Here is a 21,389-nt window from a genome sequence, read left to right on the forward strand (position 1 = left end):
GTTGCGAAGCGATCATCTTTAAGTCAAGATTAAAGATGAGACAGGATCGGAGGCCGCCGTGAGCGCGAAGGACGTCGAGAATTTCCGCCGCATGTGCAGCCAGTTCCGCTGGCTGGCGGTGTTCATGGTCGCCAGCGTCGGCCTGCTGCTGGCGGCGATCGCCTGGATCGTCCCGCCGCTGATGGTCCTGATGCACAAGGCGCCGCTCAGGTTCGACCGGATCGTGGCCTATACGATCTGGAACCTTCCCGCCGCCTGCTACCTGTTCGGCGTCTGGACGATCGGCCAGACCCTGGGCGACCTCTCCAAGGGCCGACTGATCCAGGCCGCCCTGCCCCCGGCCCTGCGCCGTGTCGGCCTGGCCCTGGGCGCGGGCGGGGTGTGCAGCGTCTTCGTGGTCAGCAACCTGATGCGGCTGGTCGGGGCGACCAAGGGTGGCTATTTCCACTTCGACGTGCCGGGCATGACGCTGGGCATGATCGGCGGCGCCCTGTTCCTGCTGGGCCGCGTGATGGACCAGGCCCTGGCGGCGCAGGCCGAGCTGGACGAGATGATCTGATGCCCGTTCGCGTCACCCTGGACGCCCTGATCGTCGCCAAAGGCCTGAAGGCCCGCGACCTGGCCCAGGAGGTCGGCCTCAGCGAAACCCAGCTGTCCCTATTTCGCTCGGGCAAGGTGAAAGGCATCCGCTTCCGCACCCTGGCCCGCCTGTGTGCGGCCCTGGAGTGCCGGCCCGGCGACCTGCTGGACTACGACTTCGACGCCGCCGACCTGGCGGGAGCGGACGAGGAGGACTGAGCCATCATCCCTCTCCCCTTGCGGGAGAGGGTGACCTGCGAAGCAGGTCGGGTGAGGGGTCGAAGAAAGAAACAGCTGCGTTCAACGGACAGGGTCATCAACCCCTCATCCGTCAGCTTCGCTGACACCTTCTCCCGCAAGGGGAGAAGGAAGCTCGCGACTAGTCCCGCAGCGGCCGCAGCCGGTTCACGTGGCCCATCTTGCGCCCGGCGCGGGCCTCGCCCTTGCCGTAGAGGTGGACGCGGGTCTCGGGTTCGGCGGCGAGCTTGCGCCAGGCGTCGACGTCGGCGCCCAAGAGGTTGGTCATCTCGACATGGTGGTGCGGGGCGGTCGGCCCGAGCGGCCAGCCGGCGACGGCGCGGATGTGCTGTTCGAACTGGTCGACCTCGCAGCCGTCCTGGGTCCAGTGGCCGGTGTTGTGGACGCGCGGGGCGAACTCGTTGACCAGCAGCTTGCCGTCGGCGAGTTCGAACAGCTCGACGCCGATGACGCCGACATAGTCGAGGGCGGTCAGGATCTTGGCGGCGATCTTCTCGGCCTGGTCGCGGGTGGCCTGGGTGATCTTGGCCGGCGCCACGGTGCGGCGCAGGACGCCGCCCTCGTGGTGGTTCTCGGCGACCGGGTAGCAGGCGATCTCGCCGTCGCGACCGCGCGCGGCGATCACCGACAGTTCGCGGCCAAAGTCGGCGGGGGCTTCCAGGATGGCCGACCGTCGGCCGATCTTCTCGAACGAGGCTTCGGCGTCGGCGGCTTTCTGGATCCAGGCTTGGCCCTTTCCATCGTAGCCTTCGCGGCGGGTCTTCAGCAGCGACGGTGCGCCGATCTTGGCAAGCGCGGCGGCCAGGCTGTCGCTGTCATGGACGGGGGCGAAGGCCACGGTCGGCACGCCAATCTCGGCCAGGAAGCTCTTTTCGACCACGCGGTCCTGAGCGGCTGCCAGGGCCTTGGCGCCCGGCGAGACCACCGCGCCCAGGGCGGCCAACTCCGAGACGGTGTCGGCCGGCACATTCTCGAACTCGTAGGTGACCACGTCGCAGGCGTCGGCCAGGCGCTTCAGGGCCCAGCGGTCGTCATAGGCGGCCACGATCTGGCGGGCGGCGACGCGGCCGGCGGGCGAGTTCTCCTCGGGGTCCTGGATGACGACATCGAAGCCCAGGCGGGCGGCGGCCAGGGCCAGCATGCGGCCCAGCTGTCCCCCGCCGAGGATGCCGATGGTCGAACCGGGAACGAGGGGGAACTCAGCCATCAATTCAGTCCTCGACGCTCTCGGCGACGCTCTCGGTCTGGGCGGCGCGGAAGGCCGATAGGCGCTGGCCCAGGGCCGGATCCGACAGGGCCAGGATCTGGGCGGCCAACAGGCCGGCGTTCTTGGCCCCGGCCTCGCCGATCGCCAGGGTCGCCACCGGAATGCCGCCCGGCATCTGGACGATCGAAAGCAGGGAATCCAGGCCGCTGAGGGCCTTGGACTGCACCGGCACGCCCAGCACCGGCAGGTTGGTCATCGAGGCGGCCATGCCCGGCAGGTGCGCCGCGCCGCCGGCCCCGGCGATGATCACCTTGTAGCCAGCGGCTTCCGCGCCGGTGGCGAACTCGAACAGGCGCTGCGGGGTGCGGTGGGCCGAGACGACCTTGGCCTCGTAGGCCACGCCCAGGCTGTCCAGCGCGTCGGCCGCGCCCTTCATGGTCGGCCAGTCCGAACGACTGCCCATGATGATGGCGACAGGTGGCGTGGTCTGAGTCATCGCGTCGTCCCTCGGCGCGGTGAATGAAGGCCGCCCCGTATGCGCGCTGCCCCATCCGCGCAAGTGCAAAACGACACAGAACGTCCGAAGACCGCTCTTCTAATCAGCCATAGGTCGAGCATGCGACGGTTTGCGCGTGTGACCAATCAGCACCCCCGATTGCGTCGAACGCCGTTCCCGTTAACCATGGCGCAGCTGTGCCATTGCGATTCCCTGTTGAGACATGAAGATCACCGGCGCCCGGACCGAACCTTTCGCCGCTATCCGCAAGCGCGCCCTTGTGCGCGCCGGAAATCAGGTCGTCGCCCGTGAGGTCACCGCGCCTGACAGCGCCGCCTTTCTGGGCCTGACCGAGGCGGACATGTCCCCCAAGGTCATCGAGGCCCTGCAGACCCTGATGACCGAGATCGACGACCTGCGGAACGAGGTCGCCATGCTGAAGCTGCGGCTGAACGAGGCGCAGGGCCTGGCCGACATGGATGCCCTGACCCCGGTGCTGAACCGCCGCGCCTTCCTGCGCGAGACCAAGCGCGTCTCGGCCTTCGCCCAGCGCTACGGCTCGTCGGCCAGCCTGGTGTTCTTCGACCTGGACAACTTCAAGAGCGTCAACGACCGCTTCGGCCACGCCGCCGGCGACGAGGCGCTCAAAGCGGTGGCCAAGCGCCTGCTGGCCAATGTGCGCGAGAGCGATCTGGTGGGCCGCATGGGCGGCGACGAGTTCGCCGTGCTGCTGGCCCAGGCCGACAAGGAAACCGCCATGGCCAAGGCCCAGAGCCTGGCCGAAGCGATCCGCAGCCAGCCGGTGGAGTTCGGCGAGTGGTCGGCTCCCCTGCACGTCTCGTTCGGCGTGCGCGAGATCGAACCCGGCGCCGATCCCGAAGTGTCCCTGGCCGAGGCCGATGCGGCGATGTTCGTCCGGAAGCGTAAGGCGGTCGGTTAGACAACCGTCAGTCATGCGACCTTATCGCACGGCGACTGGAACCCGGTGGGTGCGGTAACACGTTCATAGTCTGTTAAGCATGACTGGGCGGGTTACATGCAGCGCATCTTGGTCGCAGAGGACGATCCGGTTCTCTCGATGATCTACGAGATCACCCTGACGGAAGCAGGGTTCGACGTCCTGCTGTGCCAGGACGGCCAGGAGGCTTTCGAGGCCCTGGACAGCTTCGCGCCCGACCTGGTGATCACCGACCATTCGATGCCGCGCATGAGCGGCGGCGAGCTGGTCAGCGCCGTGCGCAAGACGCGCCCCGGCGCGGTCACCCTGATGGCCTCGGCCTGCGACGCGCGCCTGCTGAAGGCCGACCAGCACGCCGATGCGCGTTTGGAAAAGCCGATCACCCCCGGCCGCCTGCTGCAGACGGTGCGTGACCTGGAAGCCGCCCGCGAAGCGGCCTAGTCCCTAGGCGATGATGTCGGGGGTCAGCTGGTCTTCCAGACGACCGATCTCGTCCTTGAGGCTCAGCTTCTTCTTCTTCAGACGAGCGATCTGCAGCATGTCGGGCTGGTAGCGTTCTTCCAGCGCCTGGATGGCGTCGTCGAGGTCCTTGTGCTCCTCGCGCAGGTCGGCGAGGCGACGTTCGATCGCGATGTCGGTATCTTCCGACGGATCATCGTCGTTCATGGACGTCATCTCGGTGGGGCCCCTATCAAGGGGTGATAGATAGCAAAGGCTGACAGCCGGTAAAGGCGCTCAGCCCAAAGGTTTAGCAAGGGCCTGCGCGAGCTTTTCGAGCGCGCTGCGACGCGGCGGGTCGCCGGAAGCTTCACTGGCGGCGATCAGGCCGTCCAGAACCGGCGTCGGGGCGCCCGGCGGCCCGCTCAAGGCCTCCAGGCTTTCCATCAAAACCCGCTCGCCCTTCAGCTCGACGGCCTTGACCGCGTCGCGCAGCGCTTCCTTGGCGGTCTCGTCGACGGGCGGACGCGGCGCTTTCAGCGCCCGGCGCACGCTGCGCAGCGGCGCGCCGATCTCGACGTCCCAGGCGCGCATCATCCGAGCGGCGTCCTTGAGGTCGGCGGAGCGCCCCTCCCCGGCCATCCAGGCGGCCCAGAGCAGCCAGGGCACGTTCTGGCCGTGGGCGTCCTGCAGGGCCAGGCAGGCTTCCGCGACAGGTTGTCGCGCGTAAGCTTCCAACGCCCAGTCCCAGAACCGCACCAGCGTTAACCTTCGCTCTTGCCGGAGATCGTCGCCAGGTCTTCGCCCCAGCGCTTCACGGGCGTCCAGGCCAGGTCGAACAGGTCCAGCGCCCGGCCCACCGACTGGTCGACCATCTCGGCGATCGTCGCGGGCTTGGCGTAGAAGGCCGGCAGCGGCGGGGCGATCACCGCGCCCATCTCGGCCAGCTTGGTCAGGGTGCGCAGGTGGCCCAGATGCAGCGGCGTCTCGCGCACCATCAGCACCAGGGTGCGGCGCTCCTTCAGGGTGACGTCGGCGGCGCGGGTCAGCAGCGAAGACGTTACGCCGGTGGCGATTTCGCTCATCGTACGGACCGAACAGGGGGCGACGATCATGCCCAAGGTGCGGAATGAGCCGGACGCGATGGCGGCCCCGACGTCGGCCGTGCGGTGCACGACGTCGGCCATGGCGTTGACCTCGGCGACGCTGAGATCTGCCTCCTGGGCGAGCGTCAGCGCCGCCGATTTGGACACCACCAGGTGGCTCTCGACCCCCAGTTCGCGCAGCGCATCCAGGGTTCGCAGGCCATAAACGACGCCCGAAGCGCCCGTGATCCCGACCACCAGCCTTTGGCGATCAACGGTCTTCGAAGCGTCCATCATGGTGAATTTTCGTCCGTCTTGGGAGCAAACTGCGCCACGTCAAGCGGGGCCGCTTGCAATCATATGTGATCTGACAGCGCCGCGCAGCGGGTGTTCACTTTCTTCTCCAACAGCAATGGAGCCGAGAGCCATGGCCATCGAATCCCGTATCCGCGAGCTTGGGTCCCGTCACGAGAACCTTGATCGCAAGATCCAGGAGGAGACCAGTAGACCCGGTAGCGACGCTACAATGCTTATGGAGCTGAAGCGGCAGAAGCTTCGGCTGAAGGAGGAGATCGAGGGCCTCAGGGCGCGACTTCACTAGCTGCTAGGATAGCAGCCGAAAAACACGAGGCCCCGCTCCGGCAAGGAGCGGGGCCTCTGCTTTTTCTGGCTAGGGAGCCGAGGATCAGTCCTCGTCTTCTTCCTCGTCCACGTAACCCGACGACTTGCCGAACACGTCCTCGGCCTTGATGTCGCCGCGGGGCGCGCGGAAGTCTTCTTCCTCTTCCTCGACCTCGGGCTCGAACTGGCCGGCTTCGGCGGCGGGGCGCAGGGTCGGGTCTTCCGGCAGGATGCCCTTCTTCAGGTCGTCCTTGGCCTTCTTCTCGGCGGCCTTCTTGACCAGCGCGTCCAGCTCCAGCTGGCCGACCAGGCCCAGGGTCACCGGGTCGATCGGCTTGATGTTGGCCGCATTCCAGTGGGTGCGGGCGCGGACCTGCTCGATCGTGGCCTTGGTGGTGCCCAGGATCTTCGAGATCTGGGCGTCGGTCACTTCGGGGTGGTGGCGCAGGAACCAGGCGATGGCGTCCGGGCGATCCTGACGGCGCGAGACCGGCGTGTAGCGCGGAGCCTTCTTGGCCGGCTTCAGCAGCTCGGCGTGACGGCTGACCTGGGCCTTCATGCGGTAGTCCGGATTGCCCTGGGCCTTGTCCAGCTCTTCGCGGGTCAGCTGGCCGTTGCCGATCGGGTCGGCGCCGCGGATGTCGCGCGCCACTTCACCGTCGGCGATGCCGCGCACTTCCAGCGGGTGCAGACCGCAGAAATCGGCGATCTGCTCGAAGCTGAGCGAGGTGTTGTCCACCAACCAGACGGCGGTCGCCTTGGGCATCAGGATGTCGGACATCGGTCCTCCAGAAATGACGGCGCCCGGCCTTTCGGCCGGGCGGATGTTGGAAAACCTATAATCCCGTTCCCGCGAAAAGGGAACGGGGGACCTTCGGCAAGATCCTGAAAACACAGCTTTAGAGCTTGTCAGCGCCCGAGGCGGACTTGCTTGCCGCCGCGACCGTCTTGGCGACGGCCTTGTCCGCATAGACGACCTCCATCCAGTTGGCTTGCGGCGAGGGCGACCTGACCACGACCGACTCATCGGGACGGTCCCAGGTCGTGGTCTCGGACATGTAGCTGAAGACCTTGCGCTTGCTGGCGCTGGTCGGCGCGCCGAAGCGCTCCTTCAGCGCCGCCAGAAAGGTCGGCGTGGCCTCGACCTGCGCCGTGATGCGGATTTCGAACAGGCGGTTCTGATAGAACCGGTACAGGACCTTGAACGCCTCGGCGTCGCCGACCTGCTGGCCGATGAAGCCGTAGCCGGCCGGGAAGCCATAGGTGCAGATCACCACGCCGGCGGCGACCTCGGCGGTCTGGAGCGCCTCCTCGGCGAGATAGCTGGGCTGGTCGCCGTCGTTCGAGCAGACCGGCGCGGCTTCTTCCTTCAGCTGCTTGGGCATCGGCGCCGAGCGCCAGGCGTCCAGGGTCATGCCCAGGGCCGCGCCCCGAAAGTCGACGGCGTCCTGAGCCCGGGCGGCGCTCGCGCCCATCAAAGCCAGGCCCATGGCGGCCGCGATCACATGTTTCATGGGCTTCCCCTCCCGCGCAGACACTGCCGCTTCGCACGGCAGATAAAGCACGTCACGCGGGAGAGCCAGACGCTCACACCGTCAGCACCACCTTGCCCACATGCTCGCCCGCTTCCAGATGCGCGTGAGCCTTGGCCGCGTCCGCCAACGGGAAGGTCGCATCGATCAGCGGCTTCAGCTTGCCGGCAGCCACCCAGGGCCAGGCGACGCGCTCGACCTCGGCGGCCAGGCGGGCCTTTTCGTCGGCCGAGCGGGGCCGCAGGGTCGAGCCGGTGATCACGGCGCGCTTCTGCATGACCTTCATCACCGGCACCTCCAGCACCGCCCCACCCAGGCTGGCGATGTAGACGATGCGGCCGCCGGTATTGAGCGCGTCGAGGTTCTTCTCGAAATAGCTGGCCCCGACCATGTCGAGCACGACGTCAGCGCCGCCGGCGGCCTTGACCACCTCGGCGAAGTCCTCGGTCTTGGTGTCAATGGCGATGTCGGCGCCCAGCGCCAGCGCCTTGGCCTTCTTGTCGGCGCCGCGCCCCGTGGCGATGACCTTGGCGCCGGCCGCCTTGGCCATGGCGATCGCGGTTGTTCCGATTCCGGACGTTCCACCATGAACCAGCAGCGTCTCGCCGGCCTTCAGGACGCCGTGCTCGAACACGTTGGCGAAGACGGTGAAGACGGTCTCGGGCAGGGCCGCGGCGTGGACCAGATCCAGGTCGCCCGGGATCGGCAGGGCATGGCGGGCGTCGACCACGACATATTCCGCATAACCGCCGCCACCGACCAGGGCGCAGACCTTGTCGCCCACGTTCCAGCGCCCAGCAGCCACGACAACCTCACCGGCCACTTCCAGGCCCAGGATCGCCGGCGCGCCGGGCGGCGGCGGGTAGAAACCCATGCGTTGCAGCAGGTCGGGACGGTTCACGCCGGCCGCGGCGACCTTGATCAGGATCTCGCCCGGTCCCGGCGCGGGACGCTCAAGGTCTACGGGATGGAGGGCCTCGGCAGGGCCCTTGCCGCCTTCGATCGCGATCGCCGTCATCGTCTGCGTCATGGACCTCAAACCTCGTGAAGCTTGCCTTGAGACCTAGGTAGGCGTCAGATATCGCCCGGAAAAGGGAGAAAAGCCGATGTTCGAAGAGCCTGCGGAAGCCCGCGCCTTCAGCGGACGTGCTTTGAACGAGACCACCCACGAGGATCTCGAGATCTACGGTGTCGCGGAACTGGAGGAGCGGATCGAGGCCCTGCAGGCCGAAATCGAACGCACCAAGGCCCAGCTGACCAAGAAAAAGGCGGGGCGCGACGCGGCAAATGCGCTGTTTGGTCGCCTGGACTAAAAGCTCTTTTAAGGTTTCGGTGAGGTTACTGGCGTCTTAAGCGTTCATCCGCTTTCGGACGCAACTCTACAGTAAGAGCGTCGTCGGTTCGAAAGGGGGCGGGTCGCGAAACGGGACGGTTGGTCTTGGCACGGGCGTTGCAGTTCCGTCACCAAGCGAGACGTCCTCGCGGCCTTTCGAAGGGGCATTGAGTAGCTATGACCGAAGTGAACGCGTTCGCGGACACGCCTTGGCGCGCCGGAGTGATCCAGGACTTCGCGCGATCGGAACTGTTCGACCGCACGTTCGAGGAAGGCATGCAGCTGGTCGAAGAGACCGCCGCCTATCTCGATGGCGCTGGCCGGCATGACAGCAAGATCCTCTCGCGCAACGCCGCCTTGGGCTACGCCACCGAGAGCATGCGCCTGACCACCCGCCTGATGCAGGTGGCCTCATGGCTGCTGGTGCAGCGCGCCGTGCGTGAAGGCGAGATGCCGCCGGAAGCCGCTTGTGCGGAAAGCTACCGCCTGGGCGAGGAAGCCACCGGCGAGGCTCCGGCCATCGAGGAACTGCCCTTCGGCCTCACGCACCTGCTGACGCGCTCTGAGCGCCTGTACGAGCGTGTCCGCCACCTGGACCGCCGCATGTACGTGGAATCGCCCAACGAAGAGGCTCCGCGCCCCGTCCAGGCCCACTTCGACCGCCTGACGGCCGCCTTCGGGGGCTAAGATATTCTCCTCCCCCGCTGGGGGAGGTGGCCCGTAGGGCCGGAGGGGGCAGCTCGGCATAGGCCGGCGATGCCCCCTCAGTCGGCTCCGCCGACAGCTCCCCCAGGAGGGGAGCAGATTCCAGTCATTTCCCGAACCGGATCTTGGCCAGGGCCGCGACGACCTCGCTGGCCAGGTCCATGGGTTTCAGGCCCGCCTTCCACTTCTCGAAGGCCATGACGTTGTCGATGCGCGCGTCCAGGTGCGAGAGCGCCGAGATCCGGCCCGAGGCCAGGTCGACGGCCAGGGTCGAGATCAGGATCCCCGACAGGATGGCCCGCTTGGAATAGTGGTTCTCGTCGGTCGCCGTGTCGCCGGCCCAGCGCCAGATCATGTCGGCCGATTCCCAGGTCAGGCGCAGGGCCAGCGCCAGGTTGGTCGGGAAGGCCAGGAAGGCGGCCAGCGGACGCATCACGTCAGCGTGTTCCTGGGCGGCGTCCAGGCGGGCGATCACGCCCTCGCGGATTTTCTGGCGAATCTTCAGGGCGGCGACATCGAACGCTTTCAGACGGACAAGCGCCGCCGCGTCATGGCGTCGCGACAGGAGCGCGGCCAGGTCGCGGGGGCCTTCGGGCAGCAGCAGCTGGCCCTCGGCGTCGCTGAGCCCTGCCGCCGCAAGGGCTCGCGAGACCAGACCGGCGTTCCAGCCGGCCTTGGGCGCCAGCCGCACGGCCTCGTCCAGCACGCGCTGTTCGGCATCGTCGGCCCAGGTCCGACCGGAAGCTTGACCGGCGGCGTCATCAGGGGTCTGAGCGGTTTGGTTCATAAATCCGAGTCTACACCGAGGTTTAGGCCGCGTCGCGCATGGACAGCGGCCCTTCGCTCTGCTATCAGCCCCGCCTCATCGCCTGGGAGCACCCCTCTCAGGTTACCCGGTTTTGTTCGCCCGCCCGGCCCCTCAAGAGGGACTTGGGAATATTGGTCGGGCTGTCGAATGGAGAGATACCCCTGGTCCAGATTTTCGTCCGCGACAACAACGTCGATCAGGCGCTGAAGGCCCTGAAGAAGAAGATGCAACGCGAAGGCTCGTTCCGCGAAATGAAGCGGCACGTGCATTATGAAAAGCCGTCGGAAAAGCGCGCTCGCCAAAAGGCTGAAGCCGTCCGTCGCGCTCGCAAGCTGGCCCGCAAGCGCGCCCAGCGCGAAGGCCTGCTGCCGATGCCGAAGAAGCCGGCCCGGTAGAACCGGACCTCTTCCTCGCTGAAGATTTCGAAAGCCGCGCGGTGCTCCGCGCGGCTTTCGTCGTTTCTGGCGGTCGTTTCCGGGCCTAACCCGCCTGCTTGCGGACGATCAGGCCGATCAGGGTCTTCAGGTCGATCTTGCCCGTCGCCAGGGCCCCCACGTGGAAGGCGCGGGTCGAGAAGGCGATGATCGCCACGACCGTCACGGCCATCAGCGCCGTGGTGCCGATCACCTGGACCAGCGGCGGATCGCCGGCGATGCGCACCGGCATCAGGAACGGCGTGAACGGCGGGATCCAGGACAGGGCGTTGAGAATCGGCGCCTCGGGCGAGCGGATCGCCTGGCCCATGAAGACGACCGGAATGGTCATCACCATCATGATCGGCCCCAGCAGGGTCTGGGCGTCGCGCTGGCTCTCGCAGAAGGCCCCGACACCGGCGAACAGGGCCGCGTACATCAGGTAGCCGCCGACCAGATAGGCGCCGAAATAGAACAGCAGGCCCTTGCCCAGCAGCACGGCCACCAGGTCGCCGGCCAAGCCCGGGGCGAAGTTCAGCAGGGCCAGCCAGCCGCCCATGGCCCAGACGCCCAGCACGGTCAGGGTCAGGCCCGCCACGCCCAGGATCTTGCCGCCCATGATCTCGGGCACCGAGGCCGAGGACAGCAGCACCTCGAGGATCTTGGACGACTTCTCCTCGATCACGCTGTTCAGCAGGATGCTGGCCCCGGTCAGGATCATCGACCACAGCAGCATGCCGGCCGCGAACCCGACGATGGTCGGCAGACGGTCGCGCAGACTGACCTTCTCCCCCGAGGCGGCCTTGGGCGACAGGCTGTTGAAGGCCGGCCGCAGGTCGTCGGCGGCCTTCAGCGTCTGGGCCGAGACGCCGGCGCGGGCCAGGGCCCGCTCGCGCATGATCTCGCCCACGGCGCTCTTCAGGTCGTTCTCCAGCACCGGGGCGGCCAGGTTGCGGCTCCACAGGTCCATGACGATGGCGTCGTCGCGGCCGCTGAGGACCAGCACCGAATCGAGCCGCTTCTCGCCCACCTCGCGACGGGCGATGGCGCCAGCGGCGCGCGGGTCGGCGGCCTCCTGGGTCTGCGCGGGCGGCGGCAGGACGATGACCTTGGCGCGGGGCGGCTTGTAGCGGGCGGCGGCCGAGGGGTTGTAGCGGGCCAGAACTTCACGGCCGGCGGCGTCTCCGCCCTGCGCCTGGGCCTTGCGGACCTCTTCCTGCGCCTTGGGACCAGCCGCCGACAGGGCGGCCGCGCGCAGGGCCCGGGCGGCGTCCCGGTTCTGGTCCAGCACGATGGCCTTGGCCAGGGCGGGACCCATGGTCTGGCCGGTCAGGTCGACAATGGCCAGCCGCTCGGGCTTGGCCGATTTCATCATGATCAGCGGCGCCGATATGCTGATCCCCAGCACGATCGGCAGCGCCACGATCGACAGCCAGAAGCCGACGGTGCGGACATAGGCCAGGTATTCCCGGCGCGCGATCTTCAGCAGCCGGCTCATGCCTGGCCTCCCGTCAGGACGATGAAGGCGTCGTGCAGGCTGGGCTCCTTGAGCTCGAACCGTCGCAGCGACAGGTCACGGGCGAAGGCGGCCTTCAGGGCGTCGTGGCCGGCGTCGGTCTCCGACAGCACGGCGACGTGCCGCCAGCCCCCGTCCGGCAGCGGCTCGGAGGTCACGGCCCCCAGGCCTGGCAGAGCCATAACCTGCTCGGCCGAAAGCTCGCCCTCCAGCACCAGAGCGCGCGGCGCCGCACGGCGGGCGGTGGAGACGTTGCCGTCAAAGACTTTGCGGCCCCGCGCCATCAGCACGACCTTGTCGCACAGGCGCTCGGCGTGCTGCATCACGTGGGTCGAGAACAGCACCGTGGCCCCGCCCGCGGCGATCTCGCGGATCATGGCCTCCAGGGCTTGCTGGTTGACGGGATCCAGCCCCGAGAACGGCTCGTCCAGCACCACTAGCTCGGGCTCATGCGCCAGGGCCGACAGCAGCTGGACCTTCTGGGCCATGCCCTTGGAGAGGTCCTTGATCGGCTTCTTCATGGCGTAGCCCAGGCCCTGGGCCTCCAGCATCGCCTTGGCCCGCTTGCGCCCCTCGACCTCCGGCACGCCCTTCAGCCCCGCGAAGAAGGCGATGGCGTCGATCGGGGTCATGCGTTTGTAGAGGCCCCGCTCCTCGGGCAGGAAACCGATCCGCTCGCGCACCTTCTGGGCGTCGTTTTCGCCCAGCACCGTGATCGCGCCCGCGCTGACCGGCAGCAGGCCCAGGATCATGCGGATGGTCGAGGTCTTGCCCGCGCCGTTGGGGCCCAGGAAGCCGGTGATCCGGCCGGCGGGGACCTCGAAACTGACGTCCCGCACGGCGTGGAAGTCGTCATAGGTCTTGCTGACGCCCTCCAGGGTGACCGCGTTGACCATGGAGACCTCCCGAATCGACCTCTCGAAAGTTGTATCAGCCCTTTTTGTAAGCGTCGGCCACGAAGGCGACGGCCCGGACGATGTGGTCGGCGAAGCGGCGGCCGATCAGCAGGGTATGGGTGGCGGCCTCGACATGGTCGACCAGACCGTGCTGCGAGCGGCGCGCCGGCGCGGCCTGCATTTCCTTGCGGTCCTCGCGGCCCGCGACCGGGCCGGCGGTGACCACGGCGACCGGCCACTTGGGATCGAAGTCCGGCTGCTGGGCGGCCTGGTCCGAGGCCTGCTTCCACAGCCCGACCTCCTCGGCCGCGACGCGGTTGTGGCGGCCATTGGCGAAGGCCCAGCCCTTCTCGGCCTTGGCGGCCGGCGGCAGGTCGATCTTGTCGCCCAGGCGGGTGTGGACCAGCGGCTTGTAGAGCCCCAGCGAGGCCCCGCGCGCCGCCCACTTGGAAGCGTTGGCGAAGGTCTTGATGAAGCCTGCCATCCTCGGGTCCTGGGCGGCCTCGGGCGTGGCGGCGTCGACCAGCACGATGCCCGCCACCTTCTCCGGATTGCGCCCCGCATATTCCCGCAGGCGCAGGCCGGCCATCGAGTGGCCCACCAGAATGTACGGGCCAGGCTCGCCCGAGGCGGCGACCAGCTTTTCGAAGTCGGTGACGATGGCGACGCCATCGCGAGGGCTGGGTCCCTTGGGCGAGAAACCCATGCCGGCCCGGTCATAGGCGCACGAGCGCCAGCCGGCGGCGGTCAGGGCTTCCTGCGTGCCGCCCCAGTCGGCCGCGAAGCCGAACGCGCCGGCCTCCAGCCAGACGACGGGACGATCGCTCTTGGGACCTTCGCAGACCAGCCGCAGCGTGCGCCCCGGCTCGATCTCGACCAGCTGCCCCCGCATCTTGGGCGCGCCCACGGCGCTGACCACGCCGCCCACGGCGATGTACGAAACCAACAGCAGGGCCAAGCCCGCGACGCCGCGACCGAGAAACTGGATCATGCCGCTCAATGTAGTGACGCTTTGTGACGCGTCGAGACGCGTTACGACGACAACGGAGCTTTAGGTGGTCGAACCCGCCGAAGCGCTCACCGCTTGCACCGCCGGCGCCGGAACCGTAGCGACTGGAATGGTGGCGCGGACGCGGCCGTTCTTCAGGCGGGCGACCTTGACGCCGCCAGGCGCGGTTCCGGCCTTCGCCAGAACGCCAGGAGGCCATTTCGAGACCGTGGCCTTGTGCACCTTGCGCGAGACGCGGCCGGCGGCCTTCAGCGGCAGGTCAGAGGCCTCTGCGAAGCTGCGATCCAGGAAGAAGGTCGGGTTCAGGGCCTTGTCGCCCTTGCGGATCTCGAAATGCAGGTGCGAGCCGGTCGAGCGCCCCGAATTGCCGACGAAGGCGACCGTGTCGCCGCGATGCAGATAGGCGCCGCGCTTGACGCCCGCCGCCGGCTTGGCCAGGTGCGCGTAGAGGGTCGTCAGCCCGCCCTTGTGCATGACCAGCACGTAGCGGCCGTAGCTGGGCGACAGGCCCGTGGCCTTGACCACGCCGTCGGCGGCGACCTTCACCGCCGCCCCGCCGGGCGCGGCGATGTCGACGCCCTCGTGCAGGCGGCCGTTCTCTTCCCAGGGCAGCTGGCGCAGGCCGAACGGCGAATTGATCACCCGGCCGGGCAGCGGCGCGGCGAACTGGAAGGCGGGCGGCGGCGTCTCGGGCTCAGCCTCTTTGGCCGGGGGCGCGATGGGAACGACGACCGCAGCAGGCTCTATGACCGGCGCAGGTCCGGCAACCCACTCGCCCAGCGCCATCGCGCCGTTCAGGGTCCCGGCCATGGCGGCGACGCCCAGCATGGTGAAGAAGGCGACGCGCAGATGCTGAGGCGGGACAGCCAGGCTCTTGGAGATCAAACCGCTTCCTCTTCGACGTTCGGTCAGGTCGAGAGGACCGCGCGCAGGCGGCTTTACTCTCACACCCGACCTTTCGGCTTGGTGAATGGCGGCGGTCTATGAAGGTCCCATAGGGCGAAAACAGGGCGCAGCTTAACCATTCACTAACCACGCGGCGAAGCTCGACGCCCATTACAGGAATAGACATGAAACATTACGCCAAGTTCATTTCATTAAACGCGCGTCACTTCTTTAATTACACGTCATGAAGGAGACGTAACGGGACTTCGAGAACTCTGGACAGTATTCAATATTCATCGGCGCACAAGAACAGCGCCCAACCAGAGGGATCTTCAAATGCGCAAGTTCATCATGAGCCTGACCACCGTCGCCAGCCTGAGCCTGGCCGCCGTTCCGGTCCTGGGCCTGACCCAAGCCGCCAACGCCGCCGAAGCGAGCGACTCGAGCATCACCGTTTCCTTCGCCGACCTGAACCTGGCCAAGCCCGCCGACGCCAAGATCTTCAAGGCCCGCGTCCAGTCCGCCAGCCAAACCGTCTGCCGCGCCAAGATTAACCGCGGCGAGCTGCAATCGACCGTCCGCGCCTGCATGACCGAAGCCCACCAGAACGCTGAACGCCAGCTGTCGCAACGCCAACGCAACGCTCTGGCCCTGGCCAAGACCACCCCGGTCGAAGTCGCCGCCCAGTGATCGCAAGGCCCACGAACTTCAGTACCGCTTACCCCCAAACTCCCCACCTCCCCGCACCCCGCGACAGAGGCCCCAGGTAACCCTGGGGCTTCTGTTTCGTTTGGAGCGACCACGAAAAAGGCCCCGGCATCGCTGCCGGGGCCTTCGTCGTTCGTAGCGGTGAGAAGCCCTAGAGCCCCTTCACGATGCCTTCGACCATCTTCTTGGCGTCGCCGAACAGCATCATCGTGTTGTCGCGGAAGAACAGTTCGTTCTCGACGCCGGCATAACCCGAGGCCATGCCGCGCTTGATGAAGAGGACCGTGCGGGCCTTTTCGACGTCCAGGATCGGCATGCCGTAGATGGCGCTGGTGGGGTCGGTCTTGGCGGCCGGGTTGGTGACGTCGTTGGCGCCGATCACGAAGGCCACGTCGGCCGTCGAGAACTCGCTGTTGATGTCCTCCAGTTCGAAGACCTCGTCATAGGGGACATTTGCTTCGGCCAGCAGCACGTTCATGTGGCCCGGCATCCGGCCCGCGACGGGGTGGATGGCGTACTTCACCTCGACGCCCTCTTCCTTCAGCTTGTCGCACATCTCGCGAAGGATGTGCTGGGCCTGGGAGACGGCCATGCCGTAGCCGGGGACGATGATGACCTTGGACGCGTTCTTCATGATGAAGGCCGCGTCGTCGGCCGAGCCCTGCTTGACCGGACGGCTCTCGACCTTGCCGCCAGGGCCGGCCGAGGCCGCCGCGTCGGCGCCGAAGCCGCCCAGGATCACCGAGACGAACGAGCGGTTCATGCCCTTGCACATGATGTAGGACAGGATCGCGCCCGACGAGCCGACCAGAGCGCCGGTGATGATCAGGGTGGTGTTCTCGAGCGTGAAGCCCAGGGCCGCCGCCGCCCAGCCGGAATAGCTGTTCAGCATCGACACCACGACAGGCATGTCCGCGCCGCCGATCGGGATGATCAGGGTGACGCCGATCAGCAGGCTCAGGGCGAAGATGCCCCAGAAGGCCCAGATCGCCGAACCGCCCGAAATCACCAGCACCACGACCAGGGCCACGATAGCGGCCGCGATCAGGATGTTCAGCAGGTGACGGGCCGGCAGCAGGATCGGCGCGCCGCCCATGTTGCCGTTCAGCTTGGCGAAGGCGATGACCGAACCGGTGAAAGTGATGGCGCCGATGGCCAGGCCCAGCGACAGCTCGATCAGGCTGTTGAGGTGGATGGCGCCGTCTTCGCCCACGATGCCATAGGCGGCGGGCGTGTAGATGGCGGCCACGGCCACCAGACAGGCGGCCATGCCGACCAGGCTGTGGAAGGCGGCGACCAGCTGCGGCATCGAGGTCATGGCGACCTTGCGGGCGATGATCGCCCCGACCGCGCCCCCGACGGCGACGCCGCCCAGGATCAGGCCCAGGGTCACGACGTCCAGCGCGCCCTGGCTCCACAGGGTGGCCAGGGTGGTGCCGACGGCGATGGCCATGCCGATCATGCCGTTACGGTTGCCCGTCTGGCTGGTCACGGGGCTGGACAGGCCACGCAGCGCGAGGATGAACAGCACCCCCGAGACGATGTAGAGAATGGCGGCGAGATTGGCGTTCATGATCTTTGCTCCCCCAATCGCCGCTTACTTCGACTTCTTCTTGTACATCGCCAGCATGCGCTGGGTGACAAGGAAGCCGCCGAAGATGTTGACCGCCGCGAAGGCCGCGGCGATCGCGCCGGCCCCCTTGGAGATCCAGGTCGAGCCGGCGATCGCGCCGCCGGCCAGGTCGCTATTGGCGCCGTGGGCCGCGGCGGCCAGCAGGGCGCCGACGATGATCACCGACGAAATGGCGTTGGTCACGGCCATCAGCGGCGTGTGCAGCGCGGGCGTCACGCTCCAGACGACGTAGTAACCGACGAAGATGGCGAGCACGAAGATCGCCAGACGGAACACTGTGGGGTCGACGGCTTCCATGGGAGCCTCCCTTCTCTCGATGTGTGTGGCTAGGCGGTCTTCAGGTTCGGATGGACGATCTCGCCGCCGCGCGTCACGACGGCGGCCTGCAGGATCTCGTCCTCGAAGTTGGGCTCGAACGCGCCTTCCTTCGTGGTGAACAGGGTCGCCAGAGCCATCAGGTTGCGCGCGTAGAGCGCGCTGGCGTCAGCGGCGATGCGGCCCGGCAAGTTGGCGTGACCCAGGATCTTGGCGCCGTTGGCGGTGACCACGGTCTCGTTCAGCTTGGCGCCTTCGACATTGCCGCCCTGCTCGATGGCCAGGTCGACCAGGATCGAGCCCGGCTTCATCGACGCCACCTGGGCGGCGCTGACCAGTTTCGGCGCGGCGCGGCCCGGGATCAGGGCCGTGGTGATGACGATGTCCTGCTTGGCGATGTGTGAGGACACCAGCTCGGCCTGCTTGGCCTGGTATTCCTTGGACATTTCCTTGGCGTAGCCGCCGGCGGTCTGGGCGTTCTTGAACTCTTCGTCCTCGACGGCCAGGAACTTGGCGCCCAAGCTTTCGACCTGCTCCTTGGTGGCCGGACGCACGTCGGTGGCGGTGACCACCGCGCCCAGGCGGCGAGCGGTCGCGATGGCCTGCAGGCCGGCAACGCCGACGCCCATGATGAACACCTTGGCCGCGGCGACAGTGCCGGCGGCGGTCATCATCATCGGCAGGGCCTTGCCGTAGGCTTCAGCGCCTTCGATCACGGCGCGGTAGCCGGCCAGGTTGGCTTGGCTGGACAGCATGTCCATCACCTGCGCGCGGGTGATGCGCGGGATGAATTCCATGGCGATCGCGGTCGCGCCGGCCTTGGCCAGGGCGTCCAGCGTTTCCTTGTCCTGGTATGGATTGAGCGCGGCGGCGACGATCGCGCCTTTCTTGAGGGCCGCGATCTCGGCCGACTCGGGCGCGCGCACCTTGAACAGGACGTCGGCGTCCTTCAGGGCGTCCTTCGCGGTCTTGGCGATCTTGGCGCCGGCCGCTTCATAGTCGGCGTCGAGATAGGACGCGGCCGTCCCCGCCCCCGCCTGAACCACCACCGAGAAGCCGGCCGCGCCGAGCTTCTTGACGGTTTCAGGCGTGGCCGCGACCCGCGTTTCGTTCGCGCGGGTCTCTTTTGTGACGGCGATAACGGCCATCGGCATACCCCTCCCCAGAGCGCTGTTTGCTCACCAGCATGAGGCGCTCTGTAGGGGATAGTCTTGCCTCTTGTCGAGGCATGACGTGCAGGTCAGGGAAAAAATATGCCGATGTCTACCGGTGTCAGTGGGCCGGAACGGGCTTATCACGCAGGAAGAAGATACCCGCGGCCAGCAGCACCACGGCGGCGATAGCGCTACCAATGAAGCCGGTCGGGGTGCAGAACAGCAGCGTGATGAACAGCAGCAGGACGGCGACGCCCAGCGAGCCCCACTTGGTCATGCCGTTGAACGCGGCGAACGTCGCCGCTTGTTCCGAAATGTCCATCTCACCGCGGTGATAATCGCCGGCCATGTGTCGTCCTTGGAAGCAAAAGGGAAGATACCGAGCCCGCCCGATACAACGGAGGGCCTGAAGGCTCAAGCGGGCGAATTGCCCCAGCCTTCCTTAAGGAAGCGGCTGCGTACGGTTTCGACGGCCTGGTCCGTCGTGATGTCCGTGATTCGACCTTCTCCCCCGTCCAGGCGCGAGAGCCACTTCGAATAGGCCGGCACCGGCGCGGTGCCCATCAGTCCGACACAGGGCGTGCCGACGGCGGCGGCGACATTCAGCGCCCCCGAGTCGTTGCCCAGGAAGCCCGCCGACAGCGAGATCTGCGCCGCCGACTGGTCCAGCGGCAGGTCGCAGGCCACGACATTGCCCGGCAGGTCGCCGATCGCGGCCTTCGCCGTTTCGGCCTCATGCGGACCGCCGACCCAGAACACCGTGCCGAACAGGTCGGAGAGCCGCTCGGCCGCTTCGGCGAACCGCTCGGCCGGCCAGGTGCGGGCGGGCTCGCTGGCGCCGATGCCCAGGGCCAGCCACGGACCGGGCTTGTCGGCGTATCGGGCCTTCACCGCCGCGATGGCCTGCGGGTCCAGCTTCAGCTCGGGCTCGCGGCTGGCGACGACCAGGCCGTGGGCCTTCTCGAAGGCCTCCAGCTTGTCGATCCGGTGGGCGGGCCGCATGGCCTTGGGCAGGTAGGGCCCGGTGGTCAGGAAACTCTCCTGGCCGTGGCCCAGGCCAAACCCCCGCCGCTCGGGCACGCCGGCCAGGAAGGCGGCGATGGCGGGGCGGTCGATCTTTTCCAGAATCCAGACGGCTCGGGGCTTCTGCGCCTTGCAGAGGCGATAGAAGTCCAGCGTCTCACGCACGCCCTTCAGCTTGTCCTTGTAGTGCGGAGCCAACAGCACGCGCTCAACGCTCGGCTCAACCTTCAGCACCTCGGACGCCCGGCTGGACGGCCGCGCGACCAGCACGACCTTGCCCTCCGGCGTCGTCGCCGCGATCGCCCGGATCGTCGGCAGATGCCACATCAGGTCGCCAATCCCACGATCGGGGGCGTAGACGAGAACGGGGCCAGCCACGGCTTAAGCCCAGGCCGCCAGCAGTCCGCGAAGCCCGGCCACGAAGGCCAGGGGCTGATCGATCATCACATGGTGGTCGGCGTCGGGCAGGGGCAAGAGCAGCAAGTCCTTGGGCATTTGCTCCAGCATATAGTCCAAGGTGTCGCTGCGCATCAGGTTCGACCGCTCGCCCCACATCAAGGCCGCCGGGCAAGCGATCTGCGGCAACAGCAGCCCAAGATCCGGCATCCGGAAATTGTGCCAGAGGTCCGGATCGAACTTCCAGGTCCAGCCGCCTTCGACTTCCTTCAGTGACCGCCGCGCGATGTAGTCGGCGATGTAGAGGTTCTCGCAGGGCTGGGGCGGGGCCAGGCGGAAGCGGTTCAGGCCTTCCTCCAAGGTCGGATAGACCCGCTGCCCCAGGCCCGAGCGCGGCGGCGGGCCTTTCCAGCGTTTCTCGGGCGGCTGGATGCTGCTGTCGACCATGATCGCGCCGCGCAGGCGCTCGGGATGGCGCGCGGCGCAGTACAGGGTCGGGAAACCGCCGAACGAGTGACCGACCACGATCGGCTTCACGCCGCCCGCTTCGAGGCCAGCGGCCTCGACAGCCGAAAAGATCTCCGCCGCGAACAGCTCGGCGCTGTAGGCCTCGCGCCAGTCGCTGCCGCCCATGCCCGACCACGAGATCGCCGCCACGCGCCAGTCTTTCGCGAAGAACGGCGCGATGAAGCTCCACCAGTCGGCATGGGCGCCGTTGCCGTGCAGGAACAGCAGGCCCGGTTTGCCGACCTCGCCCCAGGTTAGGAGCTCGATCTGCGCGCCCTCAACGGCGATCCTCGAGCGCTCGGGTTCCTGGGCGATGGCCGCGTCGAACCAGGCCGGGGCCGGCGGAGGTTCGCCGGCGAACGGCGCCAGCAGCGAAGCGGGCTGGGCCTGGTCGTCAGCCACCTGCGGCCTCCGTATAGGCCAGTTCGCCGGGGCGCGGCTTGCGGGGGCTCAGCGCCTTGAAGACGCCGGTGCCGGTGATCAGGGTACGGTCGCCAGCCCAGATGCGGCCGCGCACGGTGAACAGCAGGTCCTCCTCGCCGATCAGCTCGCCCTCGCCTTCTACCCAGTCGCCCAACTTGGCGCCCGACAGGAAGTCGCACATCAGCCGCACCGTGACCCAGCTGTAGGACTTCTGCAGCGAGATGATCCGCCCCCAGGCCATGTCGGCGAAGCTCATCAGCATGCCGCCGTGGCAGTTGCCCAGGCCGTTGGTGTGGTGCTCCTCGACCCGGAAGGCCAGGCGCGCCTGGCCGGGGCCCTCGCGGTGCTCGAACAGCGGGCCGATCTGGCGGCCGAAGCCTCGGGACCAGTTCAGCTGGGTGAAGCCCTCGGGAACGGCGGCGGTCTGGGCGTCTGTCAGGTCGTCGGACATAAGATCAGGCTAACGAGCGTTTGAAAAAAGAAAAGCCTTC

General features: G+C 67.5%; 28 protein-coding genes and 1 pseudogene. 9 read left to right on the forward strand and 20 right to left on the reverse strand.

Annotation, left to right across the window (positions count from 1 at the left end; translation table 11 throughout):
* The first annotated feature begins 91 nt into the window (after positions 1-91).
* Positions 92-559, forward strand: coding sequence for a DUF2975 domain-containing protein (locus AC07NF_RS21405; protein ID WP_494627594.1), 468 nt, complete (start codon positions 92-94; stop codon positions 557-559).
* Positions 559-798, forward strand: coding sequence for a helix-turn-helix domain-containing protein (locus AC07NF_RS21410; protein WP_494627394.1), 240 nt, complete (start codon positions 559-561; stop codon positions 796-798). The genes AC07NF_RS21405 and AC07NF_RS21410 overlap by 1 nt, the downstream gene beginning before the upstream one ends.
* Positions 799-958: 160 nt before the next feature.
* Here the strand turns inward: AC07NF_RS21410 and AC07NF_RS21415 are convergent, their stop codons facing one another.
* Positions 959-2,044, reverse strand: coding sequence for a 5-(carboxyamino)imidazole ribonucleotide synthase (locus tag AC07NF_RS21415; RefSeq protein WP_494627392.1), 1,086 nt, complete (start codon positions 2,042-2,044; stop codon positions 959-961).
* Positions 2,045-2,048: 4 nt separating this feature from the next.
* On the reverse strand, positions 2,049-2,540 hold the full coding sequence (gene purE / locus AC07NF_RS21420) for a 5-(carboxyamino)imidazole ribonucleotide mutase (RefSeq protein ID WP_494627390.1): 492 nt from the start codon (positions 2,538-2,540) through the stop codon (positions 2,049-2,051).
* 223 nt (positions 2,541-2,763) lie between these two features.
* Between purE and AC07NF_RS21425 the strand changes: the two genes are divergently transcribed.
* Both AC07NF_RS21425 and AC07NF_RS21430 read left to right on the forward strand, forming a co-directional pair.
* Positions 2,764-3,480: a GGDEF domain-containing protein gene (locus AC07NF_RS21425; protein ID WP_492815412.1), complete on the forward strand. Its 717-nt coding sequence runs from the start codon at positions 2,764-2,766 to the stop codon at positions 3,478-3,480.
* Between the two features lie 96 nt (positions 3,481-3,576).
* Positions 3,577-3,939, forward strand: coding sequence for a response regulator (locus AC07NF_RS21430; protein WP_492815413.1), 363 nt, complete (start codon positions 3,577-3,579; stop codon positions 3,937-3,939).
* Between the two features lie 3 nt (positions 3,940-3,942).
* Here AC07NF_RS21430 and AC07NF_RS21435 read toward each other — a convergent pair whose 3' ends face one another.
* From AC07NF_RS21435 to AC07NF_RS21445, 3 genes and pseudogenes are all read right to left on the reverse strand, one after another.
* Entirely contained in the window at positions 3,943-4,173 is a 231-nt protein-coding gene (locus tag AC07NF_RS21435; protein WP_492815414.1) for a YdcH family protein, read from the reverse strand.
* Between the two features lie 60 nt (positions 4,174-4,233).
* A pseudogene (locus tag AC07NF_RS21440) lies at positions 4,234-4,750 on the reverse strand (TIGR02444 family protein); the annotation flags it as partial.
* Positions 4,701-5,318: a UbiX family flavin prenyltransferase gene (locus AC07NF_RS21445; protein WP_494627387.1), complete on the reverse strand. Its 618-nt coding sequence runs from the start codon at positions 5,316-5,318 to the stop codon at positions 4,701-4,703. The pseudogene AC07NF_RS21440 and the gene AC07NF_RS21445, both read right to left, overlap by 50 nt.
* 130 nt (positions 5,319-5,448) lie before the next feature.
* On the opposite strand from AC07NF_RS21445, the gene AC07NF_RS21450 reads away from it, so the two are divergent.
* Entirely contained in the window at positions 5,449-5,622 is a 174-nt protein-coding gene (locus AC07NF_RS21450; RefSeq protein ID WP_454717904.1) for a YdcH family protein, read from the forward strand.
* A gap of 84 nt (positions 5,623-5,706) precedes the next feature.
* On the opposite strand, the gene AC07NF_RS21455 is transcribed toward AC07NF_RS21450, so the two are convergent.
* From AC07NF_RS21455 to AC07NF_RS21465, 3 genes are all read right to left on the reverse strand, one after another.
* Positions 5,707-6,423, reverse strand: coding sequence for a DUF1013 domain-containing protein (locus AC07NF_RS21455; protein ID WP_492815417.1), 717 nt, complete (start codon positions 6,421-6,423; stop codon positions 5,707-5,709).
* A gap of 118 nt (positions 6,424-6,541) precedes the next feature.
* The gene (locus tag AC07NF_RS21460) at positions 6,542-7,156 is read right to left on the reverse strand and encodes a hypothetical protein (RefSeq protein WP_494627385.1); all 615 of its coding nucleotides are present in this window, start codon (positions 7,154-7,156) and stop codon (positions 6,542-6,544) included.
* Between the two features lie 73 nt (positions 7,157-7,229).
* Positions 7,230-8,204 carry an NAD(P)H-quinone oxidoreductase gene (locus AC07NF_RS21465; RefSeq protein WP_494627383.1) on the reverse strand — a complete coding sequence of 325 codons (975 nt, stop codon included), beginning with the start codon at positions 8,202-8,204 and terminating at the stop codon, positions 7,230-7,232.
* A 76-nt stretch (positions 8,205-8,280) separates the two neighbouring features.
* On the opposite strand from AC07NF_RS21465, the gene AC07NF_RS21470 reads away from it, so the two are divergent.
* Both AC07NF_RS21470 and rcdA read left to right on the forward strand, forming a co-directional pair.
* The gene (locus AC07NF_RS21470) at positions 8,281-8,487 is read left to right on the forward strand and encodes a DUF1192 domain-containing protein (protein ID WP_492815419.1); all 207 of its coding nucleotides are present in this window, start codon (positions 8,281-8,283) and stop codon (positions 8,485-8,487) included.
* Positions 8,488-8,684: 197 nt separating this feature from the next.
* The gene (gene rcdA / locus AC07NF_RS21475; RefSeq protein ID WP_454717908.1) at positions 8,685-9,194 is read left to right on the forward strand and encodes a protease adaptor protein RcdA; all 510 of its coding nucleotides are present in this window, start codon (positions 8,685-8,687) and stop codon (positions 9,192-9,194) included.
* Between the two features lie 124 nt (positions 9,195-9,318).
* Here rcdA and AC07NF_RS21480 read toward each other — a convergent pair whose 3' ends face one another.
* Positions 9,319-9,999, reverse strand: coding sequence for a COQ9 family protein (locus tag AC07NF_RS21480; RefSeq protein WP_494627380.1), 681 nt, complete (start codon positions 9,997-9,999; stop codon positions 9,319-9,321).
* Between the two features lie 182 nt (positions 10,000-10,181).
* Between AC07NF_RS21480 and rpsU the strand changes: the two genes are divergently transcribed.
* Positions 10,182-10,415 carry a 30S ribosomal protein S21 gene (gene rpsU, locus AC07NF_RS21485; RefSeq protein WP_198576648.1) on the forward strand — a complete coding sequence of 78 codons (234 nt, stop codon included), beginning with the start codon at positions 10,182-10,184 and terminating at the stop codon, positions 10,413-10,415.
* An 85-nt stretch (positions 10,416-10,500) separates the two neighbouring features.
* On the opposite strand, the gene AC07NF_RS21490 is transcribed toward rpsU, so the two are convergent.
* From AC07NF_RS21490 to AC07NF_RS21505, 4 genes are read right to left on the reverse strand one after another with little or no spacing between them, the layout of a single operon-like run.
* A complete protein-coding gene (locus tag AC07NF_RS21490; RefSeq protein WP_494627378.1) occupies positions 10,501-11,931 on the reverse strand; it encodes an ABC transporter permease in 1,431 nt (476 codons plus the stop codon).
* On the reverse strand, positions 11,928-12,845 hold the full coding sequence (locus AC07NF_RS21495; protein ID WP_494627375.1) for an ABC transporter ATP-binding protein: 918 nt from the start codon (positions 12,843-12,845) through the stop codon (positions 11,928-11,930). Before AC07NF_RS21495 ends, AC07NF_RS21490 begins: the two co-directional genes overlap by 4 nt.
* A gap of 34 nt (positions 12,846-12,879) precedes the next feature.
* Positions 12,880-13,836 carry an alpha/beta fold hydrolase gene (locus AC07NF_RS21500; RefSeq protein ID WP_492815423.1) on the reverse strand — a complete coding sequence of 319 codons (957 nt, stop codon included), beginning with the start codon at positions 13,834-13,836 and terminating at the stop codon, positions 12,880-12,882.
* A gap of 60 nt (positions 13,837-13,896) precedes the next feature.
* Positions 13,897-14,739, reverse strand: a complete 843-nt coding sequence (locus tag AC07NF_RS21505; RefSeq protein ID WP_494627372.1) for a M23 family metallopeptidase — start codon at positions 14,737-14,739, stop codon at positions 13,897-13,899.
* A gap of 336 nt (positions 14,740-15,075) precedes the next feature.
* Here AC07NF_RS21505 and AC07NF_RS21510 point away from each other — a divergent pair, with 336 nt between their 5' ends.
* On the forward strand, positions 15,076-15,429 hold the full coding sequence (locus AC07NF_RS21510) for a UrcA family protein (protein ID WP_494627370.1): 354 nt from the start codon (positions 15,076-15,078) through the stop codon (positions 15,427-15,429).
* Positions 15,430-15,598: 169 nt separating this feature from the next.
* Here AC07NF_RS21510 and AC07NF_RS21515 read toward each other — a convergent pair whose 3' ends face one another.
* The 7 genes from AC07NF_RS21515 to AC07NF_RS21545 all read right to left on the reverse strand — a co-directional run bounded on the left by AC07NF_RS21515 (position 15,599) and on the right by AC07NF_RS21545 (position 21,349).
* A complete protein-coding gene (locus AC07NF_RS21515; protein WP_492815426.1) occupies positions 15,599-17,020 on the reverse strand; it encodes an NAD(P)(+) transhydrogenase (Re/Si-specific) subunit beta in 1,422 nt (473 codons plus the stop codon).
* 24 nt (positions 17,021-17,044) lie between these two features.
* Complete coding sequence (locus AC07NF_RS21520) at positions 17,045-17,377, reverse strand: proton-translocating transhydrogenase family protein (protein ID WP_291880266.1); 333 nt, start codon at positions 17,375-17,377, stop codon at positions 17,045-17,047.
* A 29-nt stretch (positions 17,378-17,406) separates the two neighbouring features.
* Positions 17,407-18,549, reverse strand: a complete 1,143-nt coding sequence (locus AC07NF_RS21525) for a Re/Si-specific NAD(P)(+) transhydrogenase subunit alpha (protein WP_494627366.1) — start codon at positions 18,547-18,549, stop codon at positions 17,407-17,409.
* 118 nt (positions 18,550-18,667) lie between these two features.
* Positions 18,668-18,898, reverse strand: a complete 231-nt coding sequence (locus tag AC07NF_RS21530) for an aa3-type cytochrome c oxidase subunit IV (RefSeq protein ID WP_295113935.1) — start codon at positions 18,896-18,898, stop codon at positions 18,668-18,670.
* Between the two features lie 65 nt (positions 18,899-18,963).
* Positions 18,964-19,899 carry a glycosyltransferase family 9 protein gene (locus AC07NF_RS21535; protein WP_494627592.1) on the reverse strand — a complete coding sequence of 312 codons (936 nt, stop codon included), beginning with the start codon at positions 19,897-19,899 and terminating at the stop codon, positions 18,964-18,966.
* Between the two features lie 54 nt (positions 19,900-19,953).
* Positions 19,954-20,877, reverse strand: coding sequence for an alpha/beta fold hydrolase (locus AC07NF_RS21540; protein WP_494627363.1), 924 nt, complete (start codon positions 20,875-20,877; stop codon positions 19,954-19,956).
* Positions 20,870-21,349, reverse strand: a complete 480-nt coding sequence (locus AC07NF_RS21545; protein WP_494627361.1) for a PaaI family thioesterase — start codon at positions 21,347-21,349, stop codon at positions 20,870-20,872. Before AC07NF_RS21545 ends, AC07NF_RS21540 begins: the two co-directional genes overlap by 8 nt.
* Between the last annotated feature and the right edge of the window lie 40 nt (positions 21,350-21,389).

The sequence above is a fragment of the Caulobacter sp. GW821-FHT10A06 genome (assembly GCF_059415805.1).

Excerpts from the sequence above, each read along its gene's own strand:
- AC07NF_RS21465 (WP_494627383.1), bottom strand. The coding sequence starts at position 8,204 with ATGACGCAGACGATGACGGCGATCGCGATCGAAGGCGGCAAGGGCCCT.
- AC07NF_RS21470 (WP_492815419.1), top strand. The coding sequence starts at position 8,281 with ATGTTCGAAGAGCCTGCGGAAGCCCGCGCCTTCAGCGGACGTGCTTTG.
- AC07NF_RS21480 (WP_494627380.1), bottom strand. The coding sequence starts at position 9,999 with ATGAACCAAACCGCTCAGACCCCTGATGACGCCGCCGGTCAAGCTTCC.
- rcdA (WP_454717908.1), top strand. The coding sequence starts at position 8,685 with ATGACCGAAGTGAACGCGTTCGCGGACACGCCTTGGCGCGCCGGAGTG.
- AC07NF_RS21490 (WP_494627378.1), bottom strand. The coding sequence starts at position 11,931 with ATGAGCCGGCTGCTGAAGATCGCGCGCCGGGAATACCTGGCCTATGTC.
- AC07NF_RS21520 (WP_291880266.1), bottom strand. The coding sequence starts at position 17,377 with ATGGAAGCCGTCGACCCCACAGTGTTCCGTCTGGCGATCTTCGTGCTC.
- AC07NF_RS21530 (WP_295113935.1), bottom strand. The coding sequence starts at position 18,898 with ATGGCCGGCGATTATCACCGCGGTGAGATGGACATTTCGGAACAAGCG.
- AC07NF_RS21405 (WP_494627594.1), top strand. The coding sequence starts at position 92 with ATGTGCAGCCAGTTCCGCTGGCTGGCGGTGTTCATGGTCGCCAGCGTC.
- AC07NF_RS21435 (WP_492815414.1), bottom strand. The coding sequence starts at position 4,173 with ATGACGTCCATGAACGACGATGATCCGTCGGAAGATACCGACATCGCG.
- AC07NF_RS21495 (WP_494627375.1), bottom strand. The coding sequence starts at position 12,845 with ATGGTCAACGCGGTCACCCTGGAGGGCGTCAGCAAGACCTATGACGAC.
- AC07NF_RS21545 (WP_494627361.1), bottom strand. The coding sequence starts at position 21,349 with ATGTCCGACGACCTGACAGACGCCCAGACCGCCGCCGTTCCCGAGGGC.
- AC07NF_RS21410 (WP_494627394.1), top strand. The coding sequence starts at position 559 with ATGCCCGTTCGCGTCACCCTGGACGCCCTGATCGTCGCCAAAGGCCTG.
- AC07NF_RS21510 (WP_494627370.1), top strand. The coding sequence starts at position 15,076 with ATGCGCAAGTTCATCATGAGCCTGACCACCGTCGCCAGCCTGAGCCTG.
- AC07NF_RS21450 (WP_454717904.1), top strand. The coding sequence starts at position 5,449 with ATGGCCATCGAATCCCGTATCCGCGAGCTTGGGTCCCGTCACGAGAAC.
- AC07NF_RS21430 (WP_492815413.1), top strand. The coding sequence starts at position 3,577 with ATGCAGCGCATCTTGGTCGCAGAGGACGATCCGGTTCTCTCGATGATC.
- AC07NF_RS21500 (WP_492815423.1), bottom strand. The coding sequence starts at position 13,836 with ATGATCCAGTTTCTCGGTCGCGGCGTCGCGGGCTTGGCCCTGCTGTTG.
- AC07NF_RS21455 (WP_492815417.1), bottom strand. The coding sequence starts at position 6,423 with ATGTCCGACATCCTGATGCCCAAGGCGACCGCCGTCTGGTTGGTGGAC.
- AC07NF_RS21425 (WP_492815412.1), top strand. The coding sequence starts at position 2,764 with ATGAAGATCACCGGCGCCCGGACCGAACCTTTCGCCGCTATCCGCAAG.
- purE (WP_494627390.1), bottom strand. The coding sequence starts at position 2,540 with ATGACTCAGACCACGCCACCTGTCGCCATCATCATGGGCAGTCGTTCG.
- AC07NF_RS21515 (WP_492815426.1), bottom strand. The coding sequence starts at position 17,020 with ATGAACGCCAATCTCGCCGCCATTCTCTACATCGTCTCGGGGGTGCTG.
- AC07NF_RS21525 (WP_494627366.1), bottom strand. The coding sequence starts at position 18,549 with ATGCCGATGGCCGTTATCGCCGTCACAAAAGAGACCCGCGCGAACGAA.
- AC07NF_RS21460 (WP_494627385.1), bottom strand. The coding sequence starts at position 7,156 with ATGAAACATGTGATCGCGGCCGCCATGGGCCTGGCTTTGATGGGCGCG.
- AC07NF_RS21535 (WP_494627592.1), bottom strand. The coding sequence starts at position 19,899 with ATGTGGCATCTGCCGACGATCCGGGCGATCGCGGCGACGACGCCGGAG.
- AC07NF_RS21445 (WP_494627387.1), bottom strand. The coding sequence starts at position 5,318 with ATGATGGACGCTTCGAAGACCGTTGATCGCCAAAGGCTGGTGGTCGGG.
- AC07NF_RS21415 (WP_494627392.1), bottom strand. The coding sequence starts at position 2,044 with ATGGCTGAGTTCCCCCTCGTTCCCGGTTCGACCATCGGCATCCTCGGC.